Source organism: Microcoleus sp. Pol8_D6 (genome assembly GCF_036700965.1).
GTDB lineage: Bacteria > Cyanobacteriota > Cyanobacteriia > Cyanobacteriales > Microcoleaceae > Microcoleus.
This window is the reverse complement of the sequence record NZ_JAUBPW010000064.1, coordinates 18,697-40,903: the sequence shown is the minus strand read 5'-3', so window position 1 is coordinate 40,903 and position 22,207 is coordinate 18,697. Positions and strand designations below refer to the sequence as shown.

The window sequence follows — 22,207 nt, the reverse complement described above, 5'->3', positions numbered from 1 at the left end:
TCTTGGTAATTTACTTTCATACAATCGTCCTTTTGCTAGAAGTGCTATTGTAGCATATTTTTGGAGAAGTGGTATTAAAAAGGGGGGAACCGGAAACAGTCTTTCGTCTGGCGGGAAGGGCATTGAAATTCGGCTAAAACCCCGACCTAGACGTGGTTTTAGTCTTAACTTGACATTCATTCATTGCCAACCCGCTGCCTACAGGTAAATTATTGATTTTTATCGCTCATCTTTTGATGCTGAGGCGGTGACATAAGCGACAGCTAAAGGGGAAATTTTTTCTGTAACTGCTGCGATAACTTGGCGATCGAAGTCAGTCCAAACTCTGGGAAGATCGAACATACAAGGCTGCAAAACCCCCCACAATAAGCCGTCAGCACAAAGGTGAGCGTGAATCAAAGCTCGATGTCCGAACTCTTTTGCCTCAAAATTTTTGTTGACAACTTCAGGATTGGCTGTCTCAACATCCTCAACAAAAATCGACGGTTCAGTTCGCAAAGCTGCTGCAAATAAAGGGTCTTCTTCCCCTAAAGATTCGGGTTCTTTTTTCCATTCCGCGTCCCCAATCTCTGGAAAGTTCGAGTTGCGACGCCAGCAGTAAGGTACTCTGCCCCTTTGCGTTTCAGGATTGCGGAGGTAGAGAAAGACCCGATCGCAATTTAACACCTCGCCTAAAGCCGGCAGTAAAGCGGAAAAAACATCATCCGGCGTTTTGGTGTCACTCAAAATTTTATCCAGAATTTGCGGCAGAATTTGGTCGGTCATTAATTTTAGCTTTTGAATTTCATCTACTAATTTTAAACTACTCCTTCTTTTCTCTTCTGTTCTTTTACGCATTTGTCATCAGCATCTTCGCGTTTCCTTAAATCGCTATAGGAGAGAAGTTTTAAAACGAGAGGGAATGGAAAAAAATTAAAACTTGCTTAATCCTTCCCTTTGTTTATTCAATTCTGGCTTGGCTGAAGTTAGCACCCGTATAACCGGTTGTCAGCCAAAGAATAGCCCTAGCGCCGTCGCGAATAGCTTTTTCCACCGGTTCGGGGGTTCGCCCAGACGGAACTGCCACAGGCTTAAAGCTAATGCCTCGACTGCCGAGGACGATTTCACCGATAATCTGAGCTCGCCGCATATGATCGTCAGAAGTGATCAGATACACGCTCTCAATCCCTTGAGCTTTCAATTCATCTACCAGGGTGGTAAAATTTGTTACCGTATCCACCGCTCTGTAGTCTAAGTGCAGGCGATCGGACTCAATTCCCGCTTCTGAAAACACCCATTCCGCGAACTCGGGATTGCTGCCAGACGACACCCAAATTGGCAATTCAGGATGATCCCGAGCAAATTTGGCGGCAAACACCTCTCGCTCCGTAGCCCCACCTAGAACTAACAAAGCTTGGGGTCTATGAAATTCGCTCTTAACCTGCTGATAGCCCAACCAACACGCCATCAAAAGCCCTACTAGGAACCAAAAACTGCGTGAAGTGTTCAAACGCTTGTAACGCTGCGTGTTTGAATTGATTTTTAACCACATCTAAACCTATAAAAATTTTATGTAACTCACAAAGGAACCATAACAAAAAATACCGCACGTATAGCCCACTAACAGGAATTAAAAATTAAAAATTAAAAAAGGGTCGGGGGACCATAGGATTTTAGATTTTAGATTTTAGATTTTAGATTGACTCTACGATTGTGGTGGGGCTTAAACAGGTGATTTGAGATTTTATAGCAACCGCCTTGGCGGTTGGTATACTTGTCTGGGAGCCAATTCCTTAGCGGATATGCAAAAAAGAGGGGCGAAACTACGCTTCCCCCTCCTGCTTTTAATTTTTCTTGGTTTTTAACGGGACTGGCCGGGTTCGAACCGGCGGCCTAGCGCTTCAGATTTGTGTGAGTTTCCCCACTCTCTGGACTATACCTTCACCATATGCTTGCAGCTTTTAGGTGGTGACCGTCTAGTCTCTAAACCTTCCTGATTTCAATATAGGCGATCGCATAATCGCTCTGAACTCAGGCTTGGCTTGGTATTGCCTTAGAGTCATAGGAACCCACGAACTCTTTAGGTTTCACCAAATTTGACCACATTCACTCCTAGAGTTTCCTCGCAGGGTGCCCGATTCTTCAGGAGGCGCTTGCTCTATCCATCTGAGCCACAGCCCCAGTTGCTAAACCGTTTTGATTATAGCAGTTAATGTCGATTTTGAATTTTTTATTTTGGATGATCACCGATCGCCAGTTGCCAGTTTCGCAGCGATGCGGGCAAAGTTTTCTGCTGCGGTGAGTTTACCAGCACCGTAACAGGCGCGCTGTCTCCATGCGGTGACGGGGAGATGTCCGGGGGGAGCATTTTCGTTGAAGGAGAGCTCGCTGTAATATTTCCAATTTTCCTTGACTCGCCAGCCGACTCGATCGCAAAATTCAGTATAGTTTGCCTCGGTACTTTCCCAAATCTGCTGCTGCACGCTCAACCCGAACCGCCCGCTGCTGTATTGTTGCCAAAGTTGGTCGATCGTGCGAAGGTCTGTAGGAGGAAAACTGTCAATATCGGCTGCACTCAGCCAGCCTTCGTCTTCCCTGACAGCAATTTGCAGCAAGATTTCCCAAGTGTGTTCATCAGCTTTGCGCCATTTTCCAGTTTCTAATAGCTTTGTCAGTTGTCGATAGTCCATCCCCACTTCGGAGATAGCCGGAGTTTTGTCAGGTATAGCGCCGATTTTGTCTTCCAGCCGCAGTAGAGTGCTGACAATCAATTCGGGGTTTAGTTGTTCGAGGCGGTATAGAACCCATTCTAACTGAGATTGAAGGTACGTGCGGGCGATCGCACCTTGCCGCAATTCCCCCTGCAACTCATCAAATTTAGCTGACAAATTTTGTTGATTGCGGGCCACTTCCCACATTTCTTTTGCCCACTGCAATCTAACTTGTTCTTTTTTTAAATAAGTTTTGGAAGGCTTCGCACGCTGCGGGTAGGGAGTCAAATCCCAGCTGCAAATCGAGCAAAACTCTGCTTTTTCTTCTAAGTATTCAGCACCGCACACTGGACAGTTAGACATATTGCCATAAATTCGGTTGCCAAGTAATTATATGACATCGGGCAAATTAACCATAATTCGATTAGCTATGCACTTTGCAGCCTACAATTACAGTTTATCTGTAGTAATGTGCACTTTTCGCACCCCAAAGTTAGAGTTAATTATACCGCTCTAACAAGGCAAGCGAATAGTAAACAAACTGCCTTTGCCCAACTCGGATTTTACCTCGATCGTGCCGCGGTGAGCTTCGACTATTTGGCGGCATAGGTGTAGTCCCAAACCTGTACTGGACTTCTTATGAGTTCCCGAGCTAAACCTTTCAAATAACTTTGCTTGTTCGGTGGGAGAAATGCCGGCACCGGTGTCTTTGATGTCTATGATTACCCATGCCAGTGGTTGGTTTTTGAAGCTAGTATAAGCAGGGGAATTGGCAGCTTTTAAGCTGACATCTATTGAACCGTTGTCGGTGAATTTAATCGCATTTCCGATTAAATTTGTCAGCAAGCGGTGCAGTTCCAGACGATCGCCCGGATACTTCGCAATCGGTGCACTTTCTGCACTTTCTGTCAAGTCTAAATTTACGGATAAACCTTTAGCATCGGCTAGGGGAGCTAGTTCTTCAGCTACCTCAGTAATAAGCTGGCGCAAGTCCACGGCAGCGAAACTTAGGGATTTGCGGCCTGCTTCGTAGCGGTAGACTTCCAGCAACATATTTACCATCGCGATCAGGTTTTTGTTGCTGCGAACCATCGTTCCGAAAGCGTCGCGCATGGGAAGGGAAATTTCTCCCAAAGCTCCCTGCTGCATTAAAGTTAGCATTCGATCGGCTGCTACGAGGGGCGTCCGCAAGTCGTGAGCGAGTCGGGAGACAAAATCTTCGCGCTGCAGGGCGATCGAATTGCGCTCGTCTACGCTGTGTTTAAGCCGCAGGAGCGATCGAACCCTCGCCAGCAGTTCATCCATTTCGACTGGTTTGCGGATGAAGTCGTCTGCTCCCATGTCCAATCCCTGGACTACGCTGGCACTGTCGTGAGCCGTGATCAGCAAAATCGGAATAAAGGGCAATTCCTTATTTTGTCGGATTCGTTTAGTGACTTCGTAACCATCCATTCCCGGCATCATCACGTCTAGCAGTACCAAATCTGGGGCTGCCTTGTCAATTTGACTCAAGGCAGAAAAGCCGTTTTCCGCCGTGCTAATTTCGTAACCTTCTTCTTCTAGGATTGTCTGAACCAACAAAACATTATCTGGTGCGTCGTCTACCACCAGAATCCGATCGGCTTTTGTGGCATTCGGAACAGATAAATAACTCATTTAATTGCTAGCCTGGAAATAAATTCTAAACTTTAATATGCCATCCGATTTATGATTTCACATTTTTACACTTGTTAACTCTGTCATAAGGAATATCTCACAACTTTATCAAATCTTTTTACTTTGGAACCCTCGGATGTAATATAATCTACTACTTGGTTGTCATCGTATGCACACCGTCCCAATCATCGGGCGGGGGTACTTCCAAATAGCTCAGGGATCGATCGAGGTGAACTTCCACAGGTCGATCGCTGGGTCGCATTGCTAAAGCCGCTTCAAAATAACTAATAGCTTTCTGAAAGTTTCTAGCAATATAAGCATCCCTACCGTTACTGTAAAGTTCCAAAAACCGAAGGGTTTCCCCATCAATTGGTTCAGAACTATTTTGCAGCAACTCGTAAATACCAACTGGCTGATTTTTGCCCTTAACCCGCACCTTGTCTAACTCTCGCACCCAAATTCCTTCGCGACACAAACTGTATGTAAATTCGCTCAAAATTATATCGCATCCGTACTCCTTTGTAAGCTGTTCCAATCGCGAACTCAAATTCACCGCATCCCCGATTACCGTGTAATCCATGCGCTTTTGGGAACCAATATTTCCCGAAACCACTTCTCCAGAACTAATCCCGATTCCGAAGCGAAATGGATCTGCACCGGGGCGAGAATCATTAAACTCTTTCAAACGCCGGCGCATATCTAAAGCCGACTGCACCGCCATCCAACCGTGACTTTCCGGGGGATTCAGCGGCAGGGGCGCGCCGAAAACTGCCATTAAAGCATCGCCGATAAACTTGTCTAAAATGCCTTCGTAGTGGATAACGGCCTCCACCATCGTCTCAAAATATTCGTTCAGCAGAGATACCACATCGGACGCTCCCAAATTTTCGGTCAGCGTGGTATAGCCGCGAATGTCGGAAAATAAAATAGTCACTTCTTTGCGTTCGCCCACCATCAAGGCGCCTTCGCCCAAGGCCATCACTTTATCTACGACTCCAGGAGTCAGGTAGCGGTACATCGTATTTTTCATCCGCTTTTCGCGGCTGATGTCTTCGAGTACCACTAAACCGCCGCGCACTCCGCCCTCTGGATTTAGCAGCGGGTTGACCGTCAAATTCAAACTGCGTTCAATTACTTTAATTCGAGAGGCGGGGATGGGCAGCGGGCAATAAGGGTGATACAGGGCAGAATTTCGCAGGGCAAATAGAGATTGGGCATTAGCTAATTCTGCCAGCGCTACTTCCTCAGTCCACGCGCGGTTTTCGCCCCAAGCGTAATATAAAGTAGGCTCAGCGCGATCGGGCACAGCCAAAATATAACTTTCTTCTTCTTCTTTTTGTTGTTGGGAATTAAGTGTTTTTTCTACCAACAGTCCCACAGTTAAACTTTGTTCGGGAACGTAATGTCGGGCAGCATTTTTGAGACTGTCTTCTAGTCGAAATTGCAAATTGTCGATCGGCACAACTTCCCAAACATAGCGATTCACCAGTTTATCTTCCCAAATCTGGGGATTGTGTTTGCTTTTAGCTTGATTTACCGGACAGCCCAACAATTCTAGGGCTGCTTCATTGATAGTCACAACTCGCCCCTTCAAATCCGTGGAAATCACTGCATCAGAAAGACTTTGCAGCATATCTTTTTGATACTGCTTTTCCACCATCACGTTCTGAAACAGTTGAGAATTTTGCAACGCCATTCCCGCTTGGGAATTAAACGCTCGCAAAAACTCTTCGTCGGAAGGGGTGAAAGTACCTTGGTTCTTATTAATTAGCTGAGTTACCCCGATCAGCTCACCTTTAGCGTTATGCACTGGCATACACAAGACAGTCCGAGTGCGGTATCCCGTTTGCTGGTCTGTAGAGGGGTCAAAGCGGGGATCGTCGTAAGCATCTGTAATATTTAGAGGTTGACCAGTCGAAGCCACGTAGCCAGCAATTCCCCTATTCGCCGGAAGGCGGACTTCCATCATCGTTGTGCCGTCAGCCTTAGCTAATTTTGTCCAAAGTTCGTTGGTTTCCCGATTTAACAAAAATAGCGTGCTGCGATCGGCTTGCATCAAGTCGCGAGCTTGATCCATCACAGAGCGCAAAGTTGTTTCCAAGTCAAGACTTTGACCCAAAGTCGTGGTGGCTCTCAACAGTGCGGCAACCCCTCGTTGGTTGCGGGCCACGACGTAGAAAGACTGACAGCTTTCGAGAATAATCCCGATCGAATCTGCAAAAGCCTGGAACTGTTGTTCGTCTTCCTCGCTAAAGGAGACTTTGCCAGCTTTATTTAACAGTCTGACCACCGCTACGGGTTCCTCTTGGCTCTTACTGCTAAAAATTGGCATACAGAGCATGGTATCGATCTGGTAGCCCGGTGGTTCGTCTACTTCGGTATTAAAATACTCGTGCGATCGAGCTTCGGCAACATTAATCGATTTTCCGGTTGTTGCTACGTAGCCTAAAATGCCTGCATCCATAGGCAAGCGCACTTCTACATCCTCGCCCGTCAGTGGATCGAGTGTTTTGTGCCACAGTTGATTTTTGTTGGAGTCAACCAAAAAAATTGTTGTCCGGTCTGCTTGCAAAATTTGACCAATTTTGACAGTGAAGGCATCTAACAGTTGCTCTAAGAGGCTTTCGAGTGCTTCATTGTTAATCAGGTCCATCGCCCGGATAAATTGCTGAAATTCAGCCGTGATAAAGTCCAGCAGGCACACTAATTCAGGAACTGGCAGGCTCTTAACACGGGAGGTCAATGCCCCCATAAAATTGACTTGAGTCAGTGTAGCCAGAACGCTACCAGTATTGGAGAATGTCATGATTAACTGCTTGCTCAGAGGGGTAGACTGACCGCAGGTCGATCTGCGCGAGATTCGGCGGCGGTGCAAACTCTTGAATTTGTTTGCAAGCGCATCGGCACTCGCTTGTCGCTTTGATGAATCGTGAGTTCAAAAGTGGCGCACGCAACTTCAGTTTGCTTGTTATGTATGCTCGATCGATCTTTTTTACAACCTCGATACTGATGAGGGTTCGTCAATTCAAGCTGAACTTGAGTTCGCAAAACTGCTAGCCTGAAAATTAGGTGACAGGCTTTAGTTCGATCGAGAGTGCAATGTGGATTGGACGCCCTGTGCTCGGCCCCAGCGCGCGGTGTGACTGTTTTAGCGCACTCGGCGACCGTATCCGGTCAGGTAAAGGGCGCTATGAAAGCAGCGCGCCAGGCATTCCTACAGAGCTTACTCATAGTTTAATGGTAAACGCAACAGCAGGATAGCGACGGTAATTTATGCAGCAAAAAAGTTCGATCTGTCTTTGAAAACATCCCTCCTCACTACCAACTGACGATCGAACAGCGAAGTTAAGCTGGAGCTTATGTTTAAAGGTGCTACAGATCCTGACATTTAGGCCGCTCTGGGCATGGACTCGGCAAATATTACTGATTGATAGTAGCGCTGTAGTTGTGCGGCGGCGGCTGCCCAACCCCAGCGTTCGGCTTCTCGGCGAGCGTTATGGCGCAGGGTTTCCCGTTCTTCGGGATTGGCAAACAGACGCTTGGTGGCAGCCATAGCTCCTTCTTCGTCGGCGGGGTCAAATAAATATCCGTTAATGCCGTCGGTGACGATATCGGGAATTCCGCCGCTGCGCGCCGCCACTACAGGCGTCCCTGCAGCCATTGCTTCTAGGAGTACTAAGCCCAGGGTTTCGGTGCGGGAGGGAAAAATGAAGGCGTCGGCCGATGCGTAAGCTCTTGCGAGTTCTTGCCCCTTGAGGTAGCCGACAAAATTGGTGGGTGTGCCGGCAAAATATTGTTCAAGGGTTTGCCGATGCGGGCCATCTCCCACTAAGGCGAGGCGGGCATCGGGAATTGCTGCGAGGACTGGTTTGATGCGTTCGATTTCTTTTTCTGCACCGAGGCGGCCGACGTACAGCAGCAGGGGACTGTCTGGGTTATTTTCAGAAAGGCGCGATCGCATTTCTCGACTCGCCAATTCTGGTACAAACATTTCCGTATCTACGCCCCGCTGCCACAAATCTACTCGCTCAATGCCGTGGTTTCTCAATTCCTCCACCATTGCTGTAGAAGTACACAGATTCAATTCTGCTTGGTTGTGCGCGCCTTTGAGCAGTTCCCACAATAAAGGTTCGAGGACTCCGAAACCGTAGTGGTGCAAGTATTTCGGCAAATGCGTGTGGTAAGAAGCCAAAATCGGAATGTTGAACTTTTTGCCGTAATATATACCGCCCAATCCCAAAATAGCGGGATTGACAACGTGAATAATATCCGGTTTAAACTGCTCTAATTGGCGACCTACAGCCGGAGAAGGAAGTGCCATTTTCAATTCCGGGTACATCGGCAAAGGCAAACCCTCCACACCGTAAACTCTGGCGCCTTTGTATTCTTTTATCCCGTAATCTGGAGAAAATATCAGAACTTGTTCGCCTGCGCGCTGCAAGTGATCTACAGTGTGAATCAGGCGCGTCACAATGCCATCTATTTTCGGCAGAAATGTTTCAGTGAAAAGAGCAATTTTCATAAAAATAAGTTATTTAGGGAGCCGATAATCCTAGCCTGTGGCAAAGGTCATCGGTAACAGGATACACTGTGTCGGGGAGCTAAGTCATGGCGTGCGATCGGCTGCTTTTCTACACTTCTTCTGTCAGTTGCACTACCGCTAATTCCGAGCGAGAGGTTTTTGAGATCAAATGCCAATTCCCTGAATGCCAATTGATACAATTATCCCACCTAAAAGCCATCCCACACTTTCGGTCAAGCAATTAATTCTGTAAATTTCCTGTGCTTTCCCGGCAATTTATCTCGATTTTTAAGTGGCAGATAAGCCTTTGCTAACTCGCCACTAATTTAGATCACTCGGCGTTACAGCAGCCCATTACCCTATTAAATAATAAGCAAAAACTGCCCTTGCTGAAAATTCAGGCAGAACCACCAAAAGCAACAGAATGAGAATTCGACTTTTCACGGGGTTTTTTCCCAAACCAGCCAGCGGTAAAAACATGAGGCTCTTTTTTAATTAACCGCAGAGGACACAGAGGACACAGAGAAAGAGATAAAAAAGATAGATTATCGTAATATAGAGCAAACTCCATTCAGAACTTGCGAACCCTTCTCCTCTCTTCCCTTCTTTTCTCTTACTTTGCGCCCTTCGCGCCTTCGCGGTTCGTTAAAAAGCTCTTTCCCCGCAGATAGAAGCCAGAACTTACTTCCAAGAAACCTTCGGCAAAATCTGATTTTTATCGACACGGTGCTGATATTTTGTAGCAAAATTCAGCAGAGAATCGAGCAGGGAATCTGAGAGATAGTGCGGTTGCAAACCGAGGTCTAGCAAATTGGTGTTTTTGGCATTGAAATAATGTTCTTCTTTCTCGACTCTGGGATTTTCGATGTTGTTGATTTCTACTTTTAATCCCATTGCCATGCCTGCTTTTTGCACCAAGGAGGCTAAGTCGCCGACGCTGAATTGTTCGGTGAATTGGTTGAAGACGCGGAATTGTCCGGCTTCGGCGGGGTTGGCAATCGCCAATTCCACGCACCGCACGGTGTCCCGAATGTCTAAGAAGCTGCGGGTTTGTCCGCCTGTTCCGTAAACTGTCAGAGGATGACCGATCGCAGCTTGGATGCAAAATCTGTTCAATGCTGTCCCGAATACTCCGTCGTAGTCCAAACGGTTGATCAACAGTTCGTCCATGCCGGTTTCATCTGTGAGCACGCCGTAGACTACGCCCTGATTTAAGTCGGTGGCTCTTAAACCCCAGATTTTGCAAGCAAAATGGATGTTGTGGGAGTCGTGGACTTTTGACAGGTGGTAGAAACTGCCTGGTTGTTTGGGATAGGGTAGTGTATCCTTGCGGCCGTTGTGTTCGATCGTAATGTAGCCTTCTTCAATGTCAATATTCGGCGTGCCGTATTCGCCCATTGTCCCCAATTTCACTAGGTGACAATCGGGGAAGTCTTCGCGGATGGCGTACAGCAGGTTGAGTGTCCCGACGACGTTATTGACTTGAGTGAGGACTGCGTGTTCGCGATCGATCATCGAGAAAGGTGCCGAACGCTGTTCGCCGAAATGGACGATCGCCTCTGGTGCAAATTTTCTCATGCTTTTGCTGAGAAAATCGTAGTTGGTGATGTCACCGACGAACAAGTCGATCGACTTGCCCGTTAAATCTTGCCATCGCTGGAGTCGTTGCTGAATCGGTGCGATGGGAGTGAGGGTGTCGCTGCACAGTTCCAGATCCCAGTGCCGCCGCACGAAGCTGTCGAGGATGCCAACTTCGTAACCTTTGTTAGAAAGGTAGAGTGCGGTTGCCCAACCGCAATAGCCATCGCCACCAATAACCAGGACTTTCATAAATCAACGGTGAATCTTGCTTGCCAATACTGGGTTAATGTACCAGGTATTGGTGCATTCTGAACCTTTAATCAAGCGTGTTTGCCCAGGAGGGAGTCTGTTTTTTTAGATTAAACCGGAATTTCGTCGGCGAAACTGGCCCGGCGGGTGAATTCAAAAGGGCCGGCCTGGGCTCCCCAGACGTGGGCGTCGGTTTCTGGGTCACGTCCGCGATCGTGGCTAATAAATTTGTCTTGGTCAATCTCGAATTCGCTGTCTAGATAGGTTTTTTTGCCCTTTCTGACCACCATGCAGCCTTTTCCGGGTTCGACAGACCCTTTGAAGCTGTGGCCCGTCCACTGCGTAATAAAGGTGCAGCCGGGAAGTAGAGTCAGTTGTGCTTTTTTGATTTCTTGCAGCCGTTGCGGGTCGCGGGAAGCGCCGTAGAATTGTTCTTCGTTTTCTATGGCATAATTTTCGATGTCGATTCGATCGTCCACCGGGACTAATTTCAAAACTCGGACTCGGTACGGTACATTCAGTTCAATATCGTAGGCTTGTTCTAGGTACAAGCTGAGGCCATCCAGAACTTCGACTGGCAGAGGTCTCATGCAGACGCGGATGTGGGCGAAGAATGGCGGGTTTTCAAAGGCTTGGGCTTGGTTGCTGAAGTCGGCGGCCATCCAGCGGGCTAGGGTGACGATATCGGTGGAATGAGTCATTTCGATTTTAGATTTTAGATTTTAGATTTTGGATTGGGGATCTAGTAAAAATTATTTTAGGGGAAATTCAGGTGCGATCGGGCTTTAAAGTCGTGACTTCTTTAAAAAGTCCGGGATTTGGGTATGCTGTTTTTTTCAGGTGCGCTCACTTATCGGGAAATCATGAAACTACAACCAGTCGAATCTAGCATGATAAAAGCTGTGGGTTATGACGAAACAACTTCTACTCTGGAGGTTGTTTTCAATAGTGGCAAAACCTATCTATATTCTGAAGTGCCGAATAATGTCTATCTAGAACTGATGGACTCTGATTCCAAAGGGAGTTACATGAGAGATTGTGTGATTGACTGCTATCCGTACCAACAGGTGAAGAAACGGCGGCGGTAAGTACGGCATTAATCTAGGCGTTTTGAATATCTAATCTTGATTTTTGCGATCATCATCGACGAACTCTAACCCCGATTTTTTGATTGTGGAGGTGATAGGAACAATTTGAGTCCTTCTCTAGCTCAAGTTATACCAGATAGTTTATCGGAATCTCAATTACAAAAATTGTCCCGCTGCTCACGGTCGAATCACAGGTTAATTTACCCCCATGTTTTTTGATAATAGCATAGCTTACAGATAAACCTAAACCTGTACCGCTACCCACAGGTTTAGTTGTAAAAAATGGCTCGAATATGCGTTCTTGAATATGGGCGGGAATCCCACTACCATTATCAGCGATCGCAATTCTTACCCACTCTTTTTCTATGACTTCAGTCTGAATCTTAATAAAAGGATGTTTATTAGTTTTACTAACTTGTTTGAGAGCATCAAGAGCATTACTAATAATACTGATAAATACCTGATTCATCTCACTCGCATAACAGGTGACATGAGGAAGGTTGCCATACTCTTGAATCACTTGTACCTTTGGTTGATTGTCACTTTCTTGGAAGCGGTTTTGTAAAATTAGTAAAGTGCTTTCAAGCCCGGCGTGTAAATCTACAGATTTCATTTCTGCTTCGTCTAAACGAGAAAAATTACGCAAACTCAGGATAATTTGTTTGATTCGTTCGCTTCCGACTTTCATGGATTGCAGGATCTTAGTTAAATCTTCCGTGATAAATGCTAACTCAATTTCCTCAATCTTTGCTTTAATTGCTGAGCTTTTATTTGGATATTCTTGCTGATAAAGTTCCAGCAAATTCACCAAAGCTTTGATATAATTTTCTGTCGGCTGAAGATTACTATGAATAAAAGTAACTGGGTTATTAATTTCGTGTGCTATCCCCGCTACCAGTTGACCGACGGCTGACATTTTTTCACTCTGAATTAATTGTGCTTGGGTTTGTTGTAAATTTTTCAAGGTTTGCTCTAAATCAAAAGCTTTTTGGCTTAACTCTTCTGTTTTTCGCTCTACTTCCGCTGCCAAGGTTTGAGAGTAGTTTTCTACTTGTTGATACAAACGGGCGTTTTCAATGGATATAGCGGCTTGAGCACTAAGAATTGAGAGGGTTTCGATGCGCTCGCTTGTAAATGCTCCCACGGTAAGATTATTTTCTAAATACAAAATCGCGATTAATTTTCCCTGCTTGCTAATCGGAATACATAAAGCTGATTTAGGCTGCTGGGTGATGATATAGCCATCGCCTGCAAATTGAGTGGAAGCACTCAAGTTATCAAAAACCGCCGTTATTTGACTTCTGGCTACAGAATAAATAAACCTTTGGGGTAATTCTTGACATTCAGCTAAAAGAATATGCCTCTTTTCTGTATGGTTTTGATCCGCTTTCGCCACTACTAACCATTTTGCCTCTTGATCGATCACTAAAATTCCGGTTTGCGCTCCGGCATGGGCGATCGCAATTTGCATCAAAGTCGCTAATAGTTTCTCTAATTCAATTTCCTGTGAAATAGCTTGTGCTGCTTTCATCACCGCCGGAAAATCTAACCATAAATTCTGGGTGTTGCTGTTACTGGTGCTAGTTACGCTTCTCATCAGCGTGGGAGAGATTGTTCCCCCAGATATGATAGCTCGTTTAGTCGGTTGGAGAATTGCCCCTAGTAGTTGGGGATAGTGTTGTTCTAAATAAGCAACTTTCGCCTTCGCACCCCATCGGGTGTAACAGTAATATGCTTCCTGCATATATCCAGAAGCAAATTTTTCTTTGCCCCAGCCCAGATAAAATTTAGCTGCTAGTTCATTAGCTAACGCTTCTTCTTGGATATATTCGTTTTCTTTGGCTCCGGCAATTGCGCGATCGTACAAATCTCCTGCTTCATAATTCTTGCCTAAAACTCGGCATTTTTCTGCCTCTACTAAGTTAACTTTATGTTGGTGATTCATCGGTGCATGGTGCGCCCATTCAGCCAGTGTAGTTTGATGGGTTTTTACCTCCTCAAGAGTGTTAGCTTGCTCAATTTCTGACTGGGTAGAGTAAAATGTCAAGTAGGTTAACCCGGCATAGAAATGGAAAACAGGAGTATGAACTTGTCCTCCTGTGGCGATCGAAGAGCGGTTAGCTTGGACAATGTAATCTAGGGCGTTAGTGTAGTCACCAAAAAGATAGGCAAGCATTAATTTGTAGGCATAAACAAAACCTAGCGCATTAAAATCATTATCCTGATGGTACTTAGGAATCATCAAACCTTCATCGTATGCAGTGCCTTTTAATAAATCCGGTTGATTAATAATTAACCTCAAGTTATGCACTGTTTGTTGTTGCATCTTTAGATAAGCCAGAGCAGAATATTGCTTCAAAGTCGCTAAGACAGAACAGTAATTTTCGATTTCTGGTTCCCAATCATCCAGTTCTAATCCAGCGAAAAACTTATCATAAAAATAATTAAATATGCTGTAGCCAGCATAGAGGAAATCACCGATTTCCATACCAGCTATAAAAGCCTCTTTTGCCATTGGAATTGTAGCCCTTACTGATTCTCGACGATGCTGAATAAAACCACAAAACAACACTAAGGTTACACATTTAAACTCACGTACATTAAACCGATCGAGTAAGCTCAGAGCTACTCGCCCAAAACTATAACCCCTTTCTACCTCTCCCAAAAAAGCAGACAGTACCATACCATAAGTTACATATCCGATGGTTGATGCGGGCGCATTTCCAAATTGAAGTGATAAGCTCACCATTGTGCAGCCAAGCACAGGCAGCAAGGCCGGACTTGCTTGCAGAATGGGCGCAAACAACATTGTTAATAGTTGAATTGATGCAATTGTCCGAGGCTCGCTCATTATAGGCAGGTGAATCAGTTCCTCCATCTGTTTGCCTTCGAGCTGCTTGGTAAGGGTTTGTAGCGCGGTGTTAGTAAAAGCTTCATCAGGTTCAGAGGGCAGTTCAATCCCCAATTGTGCTAGAGCGACTCTACCTACAGTGATCGCTTCTAATATCTGAGTCTTTGCTGTCAGCGCGTTAATTTGAATCTCAAATATTTTGACTTTATCTAGTATTGTTTTGGCCGATCGCAAAACTATATCTGCCATTTCTTCCATGCCATCAAAATCGGCATTCAAGTAGGCAGTTTCAGCGGCAGCTACATAAAGATTTAGGGTTAATTCATGCTGAGTTTGCCAACTGTCTGAGGTTAGCAACTCAATCCCTATTTGCACAAAACTTCTGGCGGCTGAATAGGCTGTAGAATTTCTGGCTTTCTTTCCTGCTGCTAAGTTAAGTCTGGCTAAGGCTTCTCGTTCTTCAGCTTGAGTAATTAACCGAATTCCTAAATTCAAATGCCCGACAATATCAAATAGCTTGTCCTCCTTTTCTATTTCTGATAACTTTTGTTGCAGCAGTTGACCGATTTTGAGATGAGTAGCCTGTTTTTGGTCTGAGGGAATCAGAGAATAGGCAGCTTGTTGAACGCGATCATGCAAAAATCTGTATCTAGCATTTTGTTTATTAGCATTTTCATCTTCAGGGCTTAAGTTATTATTGCCTTCAACCTGATAAAACTTATAAACATTACTAATCGGTAAAATTACTCCACACTGCAATGCTCTCCATAAAACTGTCGCTGTCTCTGTTTCCGATTGTTGTGAAACTATTGCCAAATTATGCAAATCGAACTGCGCCCCTATACAAGCAGCCAACTTTAAGACATCCTGAGTTGGAATTGGTAATTTCTGCAATTGCAACGCCATGAATTCAACAACATCATCAGTAATTGCCAAGGTTTTGATTTGGGCAATATCGCACTGCCAATGCTGGATATCCCAATTAAAGGTAATTAAGTTGTCATCGTGTAAAGCTTTGAGGAACTGAGTTGCAAAGAAAGGATTTCCCTTGGTTTTTTGATAGACTAATTTTGTCAAAGGCTGGGCAAGAGATAGTTCGCAATTTAGCGTATCTGCTACCAATCGATTAATATCCGATTCTCTTAACGGCGGTAATGTAATCGTATTTACCGTTGCCCCAGTTTTGAGCAGTTCATCTACGGTTAAGATAAATGGATGCACAGGGGAAACTTCATTATCTCGATAAGCACCTAATATCAATAGATGTCCTGTATCTTGTTGCGTCAATAATGAGAGCAAATTCAGTGATGCAGAATCAGCCCATTGCCAGTCATCTAAAAACATCACTAAGGGATGTTCTTTACTGGTAAAGACTTTGACAAATTTTTGAAATAATAAATTAAATCGATTTTGGGCGGCTGTTCCTGATAACTCTAGGGATGGTGGCTGCTTATCGATGATGTTTTGTAACTCAGGAATTACATCAATTAATACTTGCCCATTCTCTCCCACTGCTGCGATAATATTAGTTTTCCATGTTTGCAATTGTTCTTCTGATTCTGATAATAGTTGCCCCATCAAATCGCGAAAAGCTTCCACGAAAGCCGAAAAGGGGATATTCCGTTGAAATTGGTCATATTTCCCTTTAATAAAATAGCCGCGTTGCCGGACAATGGGTTTATGCACTTCATTTACCACTGCGGTTTTCCCAATGCCAGAAAAACCCGCTACTAGCATAATTTCTGTTGTGCCATTGGCGACGCGATCGAAGGAATTTAATAGTTGATTGACTTCGGCTTCTCTTCCGTAGAGTTTTTCGGGAATTAGGAAGCGATCGCTAATATCTCGCTTTCCTATTTCAAAAGGTTCTATTGTGCCTGTAGTTTGTAGTTGAGCTAGACAGATTTCTAAATCGTGCTTAATTCCCAAGGCACTCTGATAACGATTTTCGGCATTTTTTGCGATCAGCTTACTGACAATTTCTGACAAAGCTAAGGGAATTTCTGAATGAACTTGATGAATGGGTATCGGCTGTTTTGCCAGGTGACAATGTACCAATTCCATTGCATCTTCCGAACTAAATGGTAATGTTCCAGTCAATAATTCATAAAATGTGATTCCCAGAGAATAAAAGTCAGTGCGGTAGTCTATGCCTCGATTCATTCGACCAGTTTGTTCAGGAGAAAGATATGCTAATGTGCCTTCTAAATTATTAGTATTCTGAATCTCTTGGGTTTCTCTTGGTAGGAGAGAAGCAATACTAAAATCAATTAATTTAATTTCTTTTGTTGCGGGATCTATCAGAATATTCGCGGGTTTTATGTCTTTATGTATGACTCTATTTTGGTATAAATAGTGCAAACTTTCTGTTATCTTAAGAGATATCCTGAGAAATTCACCTAAAGGTAAATATTGATATTGGGGCTTTTCATCCGTGGCTGTTTGGAGATAATCAGATAGGGAAATTCCACCAAAGTCTTCCATAACTAAGGCATAGCCATTGCCATATACTTCTAGGGTTAAGGGTTTGATAATACTAGGAAAGTCGAGATTTTTGGCAATGGTATATTGGTTGCGGAATTGAACGATTTCGTTAAAGTTTGGGTATTCATTTCGTAGTAATTTGATGGCGACGGGTTGTTGGTCGCTGGTACGGATGCCTCGATAGACAAGGGTGCGCGTACCTGTGTATAATTGCTCTGTGATTTGATAATCTGGTAAGTTGGCGATCGCATTCATAATTTTTTAAGCTAATCTTAAGTTATTTTGTATTGCTGCCCAAGTAGCAGGATTTACTTGTCTGGGATAAATTTCTAAAGAAGCTCGAGCGTAGCTAATTACTCGGCAAATATTATCAGAGCGTTTGTTCAAACGCCCGCTTTGCAATAATTGTGACCTTATGTAAGTAGGTGCAGATATTTAAACAGAACTTACGCGACGGCGGCTGAGGATGGATAAACTGGCGACTACTCCCCGTACCTGCTCTGGTTTGACTTCTTGGTAGCGTCGCTTTGTTGTTATTTAATTTGAGCGATTGCTTTATGGCAAACATAGTTGGATATTCCAATTAATTCAGATGCCAGGGTGAGAGTTTTCACCTATAACTTGTTGCAACGAATAGGTTTAGGTAAATTTAGTAACATATTTGAGTATCGGAGTCTTGCTCTTTTGATTCGCAACAACTTCCAGCCTTACTGTCGTTTCATTTTAGAAGATTTTTTCCGGTCTGTTGCTTTGTGCCGAGAAGTATCTTCGGGGTTAGATTAATTAGTGTTCGTCTAGGAATTGTCAGTCAGCCAAGAGTCTCATTAAGCTAATTTAACTCTCAGGTTGTATCGACCGAAGCATTTGCGCGCAAAATCTCCTAGTTTAATCAGAGATTTTTGGGGCGCAAAGACTTCGGACGATCAATACTTTTACCAGAGGTTTCAATCTCTGAGTTCCAAGTCACAAAGCAGGCGAATTAGATGAGTTTCACAGCCCGCAAACCAAACATCAGCACTGTCGCCAAGCCGATCATGCCGCCGAAAATCCCAAAATAAGTTATTGCTCCGCTAAGAGTCATTGCAATTTCTCCATAACAATCAATAAAAAGACCTATAAGAACTATAATCTAAAATCTAATATCTAAATTAGATAAATATGCAATCCATAATTAAAGTTGACTTGGGGCCACAATCTTACAATGTTTGCGTGCGATCGGGCGGTTTAGACGAACTCGGCAGTCTGATGGGCGATCTAAGTTTGGGCAAAAAAGTGCTGCTGGTGTCGAATCAGTCGATTTTTCGGCAGTACGGCGAAAGAGCAACCGCAGCCCTCGAATCAGCAGGCTTGGAAGTCAGTAGCTGCATTTTACCACCGGGAGAGCAGTACAAAACTTTAAATTCGGTACAGAAAATTTACGGTGCGGCTTTGGAAAACCGCTTAGAACGTTCCTCGACAATGGTGGCTTTGGGCGGCGGGGTGGTTGGCGATATGACGGGTTTTGCTGCGGCGACGTGGCTGCGGGGAATTAATGTCGTACAAGTTCCGACTTCGCTGTTGGCCATGGTTGATGCTTCTATTGGTGGCAAAACGGGGGTAAATCATCCTTTAGGGAAGAATTTAATCGGGGCTTTTCACCAGCCGCGTTTGGTGTTAATTGACCCGGATGTACTCAAAACTCTGCCGGCGAGGGAGTTTCGTTCGGCGATGGCGGAAGTGATTAAGTACGGGGTGATTTGGGATGTTGAATTGTTTGAAAATTTGGAAAAGTGCAAGCGTTTGGATCAAATGCGCTATGTGAAGGCGGATTTGTTGGCAGAAATTTTGAGTAGGTCTTGCCAAGCTAAGGCTGAGGTGGTCAGCAAAGACGAGAAGGAATCGGGTTTACGGGCGATTTTGAATTACGGGCACACCATCGGTCATGCTGTGGAAAGTTTGACCAATTACAAGGCGATCAATCACGGGGAAGGAGTGGCAATCGGCATGGCTGCGTCAAGCCGATTGGCTGTGGAGTTGGGAATGTGGGACGCTGAGTGCGATCGCCGTCAGTCTGCTTTGATAGAAAAAGCGGGTTTACCTGCCAAATTGCCTGCGGGTGTGGATGTTGAGGAAATTTTGCATACTTTGCAACTCGATAAAAAAGTGCAGGATGGCAAGGTGCGGTTTGTGTTGCCGGTGCGCTTGGGTGAGGCTGCTGTGAGCGATCGGGTGGATGGAGATTTGATTTTACAAGTTTTGAAGGAAATGCTTTAGATTCTCGTTTTTGGGTGTGTTTAACCACCGCTGAATGCTGATTCACGCCGATCGCCCAAGATGTTTTTTCTTCCAATCGGCGATCGGCGGTTGAGTTTAGGATTCGCTGGATCGCGAATTAATTTCCTCCAAAATTTTATCTACTCTGTTAGCAGCTTGAGTTCTACCTTGCTTGATAAATAACTCCTTAGCTTTTTTGAGGCTGGCTACTGCCTCCGCTTGGTTTTCCTTGTCTCCTTGCTGGTACAAACCGACTCCTAAATTGTTTAAAGCATCGGGATATCGATCGTTAATTTTAACGGCTTGTCTCCACTGAACAATTGCCTCTGGCAACTGGCCTTGACTTGCCATTGCCACGCCTAAATCGTTGTGAGCTTTGGCGTGCTGTGGGTTGACTTCAATTGCTTTTTGGAATAGAACGATCGCATCGCTCATTTTATCTTGCCCCGACAGCATAGTCCCCAACTTGTAATAAGCATCCGCTTCTTTGGGATAGCGAGCGATTAGTTGCCGGTACAAAGCTTCGGCATTGACAGCATTTCCTTGACCGTAAAGGTCGTTGGCAGTTCTCAAAGCCATCGTGTAGCCTTTACCTACAACTTGGCACTTTTTCTCGGAGTTGCCTTCCTGCTTGCAAATCCTTAGTTCGTCTCCCTTCATCTCGTAGGACAGAACTTCCCGAACAGCAGGGGTGCGGCGCGGGGGCTGCAAGTTCTGCGATTGCAAGTTTTGGGAGAGTTGCAGGGCGATTATCTCAGCTTGTGCCGGTTGGGCCGCTGCGACATTGCAGATTCCTGCACCCAACAAAATGCTTGGGGCAATCCACCTCAAAGGTTTGAGCCAGGGAAACTCTTGATCGTTTTTCATGTCTTTTGTGGAAACGTGTTGTTGATATGTTGGGTTTCACTAGCGCCGTAAGAGTCGGAGCCGATGGGGCCCACCCGGTGAAATAGTTAGTTATTAACAGTCGAGATATTTTAGCACTGCGGGGCCGAGTTTGAGTTAAATTAGAGTAGAATTTCGATCGATTCTCAGTCAACCTTAGCAGGAAAATAGAAATGGGGCAGTCTATTCTTACCATGCTCTTTGCGCTCATCCTCGGCTACGCTGTTAACTCCAGCGTCAAAATAGTCAGCGGTGGCGACGAAGCTTTAGTGGAACGTTTGGGTCAATACAAGCGCACCCTCAAGCCAGGATTCCACTTTATCAGTCCCCTGGTCGAAAAAGTCGTCTGCGTGGACACAAGCCGTGAAAGAGTTTTAGACATTAAACCTCAGTCAGCAATCACGGGAGATAATGTGGCTCTCGAAGTCGATGCCGTTGTGTATTGGCGGGTTGTGAATTTACAGAAAGCTTATTATGGAATAGATCAAATTGAAAATGCGATCGCCAACCTAGTTTTAACCACGTTTCGCGCTGAAATTGGTCGATTGCCCATGCAAGACATCTTGGGTTCCCGAGATGACATGAATAAAAAGTTACTCAAAAAGTTGGACGAAGCTACTGAAACTTGGGGTGTCAAAGTAATTCGGGTGGAAATTCAAAGCATTACACCTCCGAAAAGGGTGCAAGAAGCTATGGAATTGGAGCGCGCTACCAAGAGCGAGTGGCAAGCAATGGTCAATAAGGCGATCGGCACTAAGGAGTACATGAGGCTCTTAGTTGAAGCTTTAGACTCCCATCCCAATAGCAAGCAAGTTTTGAATTACTTAGTAACTGAAAAATACTTAGAGGCTCAACAAAAATTGGGCGAAAGCGACAATGCCAAAATTCTGTTTATGGATCCGAGGAGCATGACCGAAGCCCTGGGCGAGCTGATGGGTTCTATGCCCGATGTGATTCATTCTGAGGGCGGAGAAATGAAAGTTATCGATACTCCAACTTCTCAAGACTGATTCCTGAAGATAGCGTCGGCAACCAGACAAACATCGTGCATTTCTCTGACATCGTGAACTCGCAAGATATCTGCCAAATTTGCGATCGCACCTGTACAAGCCGCCGCTGTCCCCCAAACTCTTTGTTTCGCTTCTGGCTGATTCAAAATGTGACCGATGAAGCTTTTTCGCGATACTCCGACTAAAATCGGACAGTTTAAAACACGGAATTTTCGCAACTCTCGCAGAATTTCTAAGTTTTGACTGTAATTCTTAGCAAAACCAATACCAGGGTCGAGAATTATTTGAGATTTGTCAATCCCCGCAGCAACTGCTGCCGTAATTCGACTCTCGAAAAATTCCCCAATTTCCCCCATTAAATCCCGATAATCTGTGAGTTGTTGCATCGTCTGGGGAGTTCCCCGAATGTGCATTAAAATTATTGGAACTTTTAACTTAGCAACGGTTGACAGCATTTCCGCATCAAAAGTAGCTCCAGAAATATCGTTAATTATATCCGCTCCCGCCTCAACCGCAGCTTTCGCAACCTGCGCTCTGGTAGTATCGACCGAAATAGGAACTGAGCCAAAAATATCGGCTTTTTGTCGCAATATTTGTACTACAGGTATAACGCGATCCCTCTCCTCTTCTAAAGATATTTCCGGTGCACCTGGCCGAGTAGATTGACCGCCAATATCAATAATATCAACTCCAGATTTTACCATATTTTCCGCTTGCGCTAAAGCAGATTCTATGGTATAGAAATCTCCTCCGTCGCTAAAACTGTCGGGGGTTACGTTCAAAACGCCCATTAAATAAGTGCGTTTTCCCCACTCGAAAGATTTATTTCTAATGGTAATTTTTTCTGGGTTAGTTGTCATAAATTATATTTTTGGGGAGGGGGACAACCGTCTCACAAGAATTTCATCTTGAGAGTGTTGGGTTTCGTTCCTCAACCC

General features: G+C 44.9%; 15 protein-coding genes. 3 read left to right on the top strand and 12 right to left on the bottom strand.

Features of this window, described 5'->3' with window-relative positions; translation table 11 throughout:
- Nucleotides 1-219: 219 nt before the first annotated feature.
- From QUA10_RS22330 to QUA10_RS22295, 8 genes are all read right to left on the bottom strand, one after another.
- Nucleotides 220-837 carry a GAF domain-containing protein gene (locus QUA10_RS22330; protein ID WP_333080044.1) on the bottom strand — a complete coding sequence of 206 codons (618 nt, stop codon included), beginning with the start codon at nucleotides 835-837 and terminating at the stop codon, nucleotides 220-222.
- A gap of 103 nt (nucleotides 838-940) precedes the next feature.
- Nucleotides 941-1,531: a YdcF family protein gene (locus QUA10_RS22325; protein WP_333080045.1), complete on the bottom strand. Its 591-nt coding sequence runs from the start codon at nucleotides 1,529-1,531 to the stop codon at nucleotides 941-943.
- A gap of 691 nt (nucleotides 1,532-2,222) precedes the next feature.
- Entirely contained in the window at nucleotides 2,223-3,053 is an 831-nt protein-coding gene (locus QUA10_RS22320) for a GUN4 domain-containing protein (RefSeq protein ID WP_333080046.1), read from the bottom strand.
- A gap of 150 nt (nucleotides 3,054-3,203) precedes the next feature.
- Entirely contained in the window at nucleotides 3,204-4,346 is a 1,143-nt protein-coding gene (locus QUA10_RS22315; protein ID WP_333080048.1) for a hybrid sensor histidine kinase/response regulator, read from the bottom strand.
- A gap of 151 nt (nucleotides 4,347-4,497) precedes the next feature.
- Nucleotides 4,498-7,152, bottom strand: coding sequence for a GAF domain-containing protein (locus tag QUA10_RS22310; protein ID WP_333080049.1), 2,655 nt, complete (start codon nucleotides 7,150-7,152; stop codon nucleotides 4,498-4,500).
- A 582-nt stretch (nucleotides 7,153-7,734) separates the two neighbouring features.
- Nucleotides 7,735-8,868 (bottom strand): glycosyltransferase family 1 protein, encoded by a 1,134-nt coding sequence (locus QUA10_RS22305; protein WP_333080050.1) that lies wholly within the window; start codon nucleotides 8,866-8,868, stop codon nucleotides 7,735-7,737.
- A gap of 681 nt (nucleotides 8,869-9,549) precedes the next feature.
- Entirely contained in the window at nucleotides 9,550-10,698 is a 1,149-nt protein-coding gene (locus tag QUA10_RS22300) for an NAD-dependent epimerase/dehydratase family protein (protein WP_015175194.1), read from the bottom strand.
- Nucleotides 10,699-10,808: 110 nt separating this feature from the next.
- Nucleotides 10,809-11,399: a chromophore lyase CpcT/CpeT gene (locus QUA10_RS22295; RefSeq protein WP_190735754.1), complete on the bottom strand. Its 591-nt coding sequence runs from the start codon at nucleotides 11,397-11,399 to the stop codon at nucleotides 10,809-10,811.
- 162 nt (nucleotides 11,400-11,561) lie between these two features.
- Here QUA10_RS22295 and QUA10_RS22290 point away from each other — a divergent pair, with 162 nt between their 5' ends.
- Entirely contained in the window at nucleotides 11,562-11,786 is a 225-nt protein-coding gene (locus QUA10_RS22290; protein WP_041622401.1) for a KTSC domain-containing protein, read from the top strand.
- 127 nt (nucleotides 11,787-11,913) lie between these two features.
- On the opposite strand, the gene QUA10_RS22285 is transcribed toward QUA10_RS22290, so the two are convergent.
- Nucleotides 11,914-17,376: an AAA family ATPase gene (locus tag QUA10_RS22285; RefSeq protein ID WP_333080052.1), complete on the bottom strand. Its 5,463-nt coding sequence runs from the start codon at nucleotides 17,374-17,376 to the stop codon at nucleotides 11,914-11,916.
- A 724-nt stretch (nucleotides 17,377-18,100) separates the two neighbouring features.
- Entirely contained in the window at nucleotides 18,101-18,202 is a 102-nt protein-coding gene (gene petL, locus QUA10_RS22280; RefSeq protein ID WP_006633742.1) for a cytochrome b6-f complex subunit PetL, read from the bottom strand.
- Between the two features lie 77 nt (nucleotides 18,203-18,279).
- On the opposite strand from petL, the gene aroB reads away from it, so the two are divergent.
- Nucleotides 18,280-19,374: a 3-dehydroquinate synthase gene (gene aroB, locus QUA10_RS22275; protein WP_333080053.1), complete on the top strand. Its 1,095-nt coding sequence runs from the start codon at nucleotides 18,280-18,282 to the stop codon at nucleotides 19,372-19,374.
- A 96-nt stretch (nucleotides 19,375-19,470) separates the two neighbouring features.
- Here the strand turns inward: aroB and QUA10_RS22270 are convergent, their stop codons facing one another.
- Nucleotides 19,471-20,241 carry a tetratricopeptide repeat protein gene (locus QUA10_RS22270; protein ID WP_333080055.1) on the bottom strand — a complete coding sequence of 257 codons (771 nt, stop codon included), beginning with the start codon at nucleotides 20,239-20,241 and terminating at the stop codon, nucleotides 19,471-19,473.
- Between the two features lie 191 nt (nucleotides 20,242-20,432).
- Here QUA10_RS22270 and QUA10_RS22265 point away from each other — a divergent pair, with 191 nt between their 5' ends.
- Nucleotides 20,433-21,269 carry a stomatin-like protein gene (locus tag QUA10_RS22265; protein WP_333080056.1) on the top strand — a complete coding sequence of 279 codons (837 nt, stop codon included), beginning with the start codon at nucleotides 20,433-20,435 and terminating at the stop codon, nucleotides 21,267-21,269.
- On the opposite strand, the gene folP is transcribed toward QUA10_RS22265, so the two are convergent.
- Nucleotides 21,260-22,129, bottom strand: a complete 870-nt coding sequence (gene folP / locus QUA10_RS22260) for a dihydropteroate synthase (RefSeq protein ID WP_333080058.1) — start codon at nucleotides 22,127-22,129, stop codon at nucleotides 21,260-21,262. The two genes, QUA10_RS22265 and folP, sit on opposite strands and share 10 nt — an antisense overlap.
- Nucleotides 22,130-22,207: the final 78 nt, after the last annotated feature.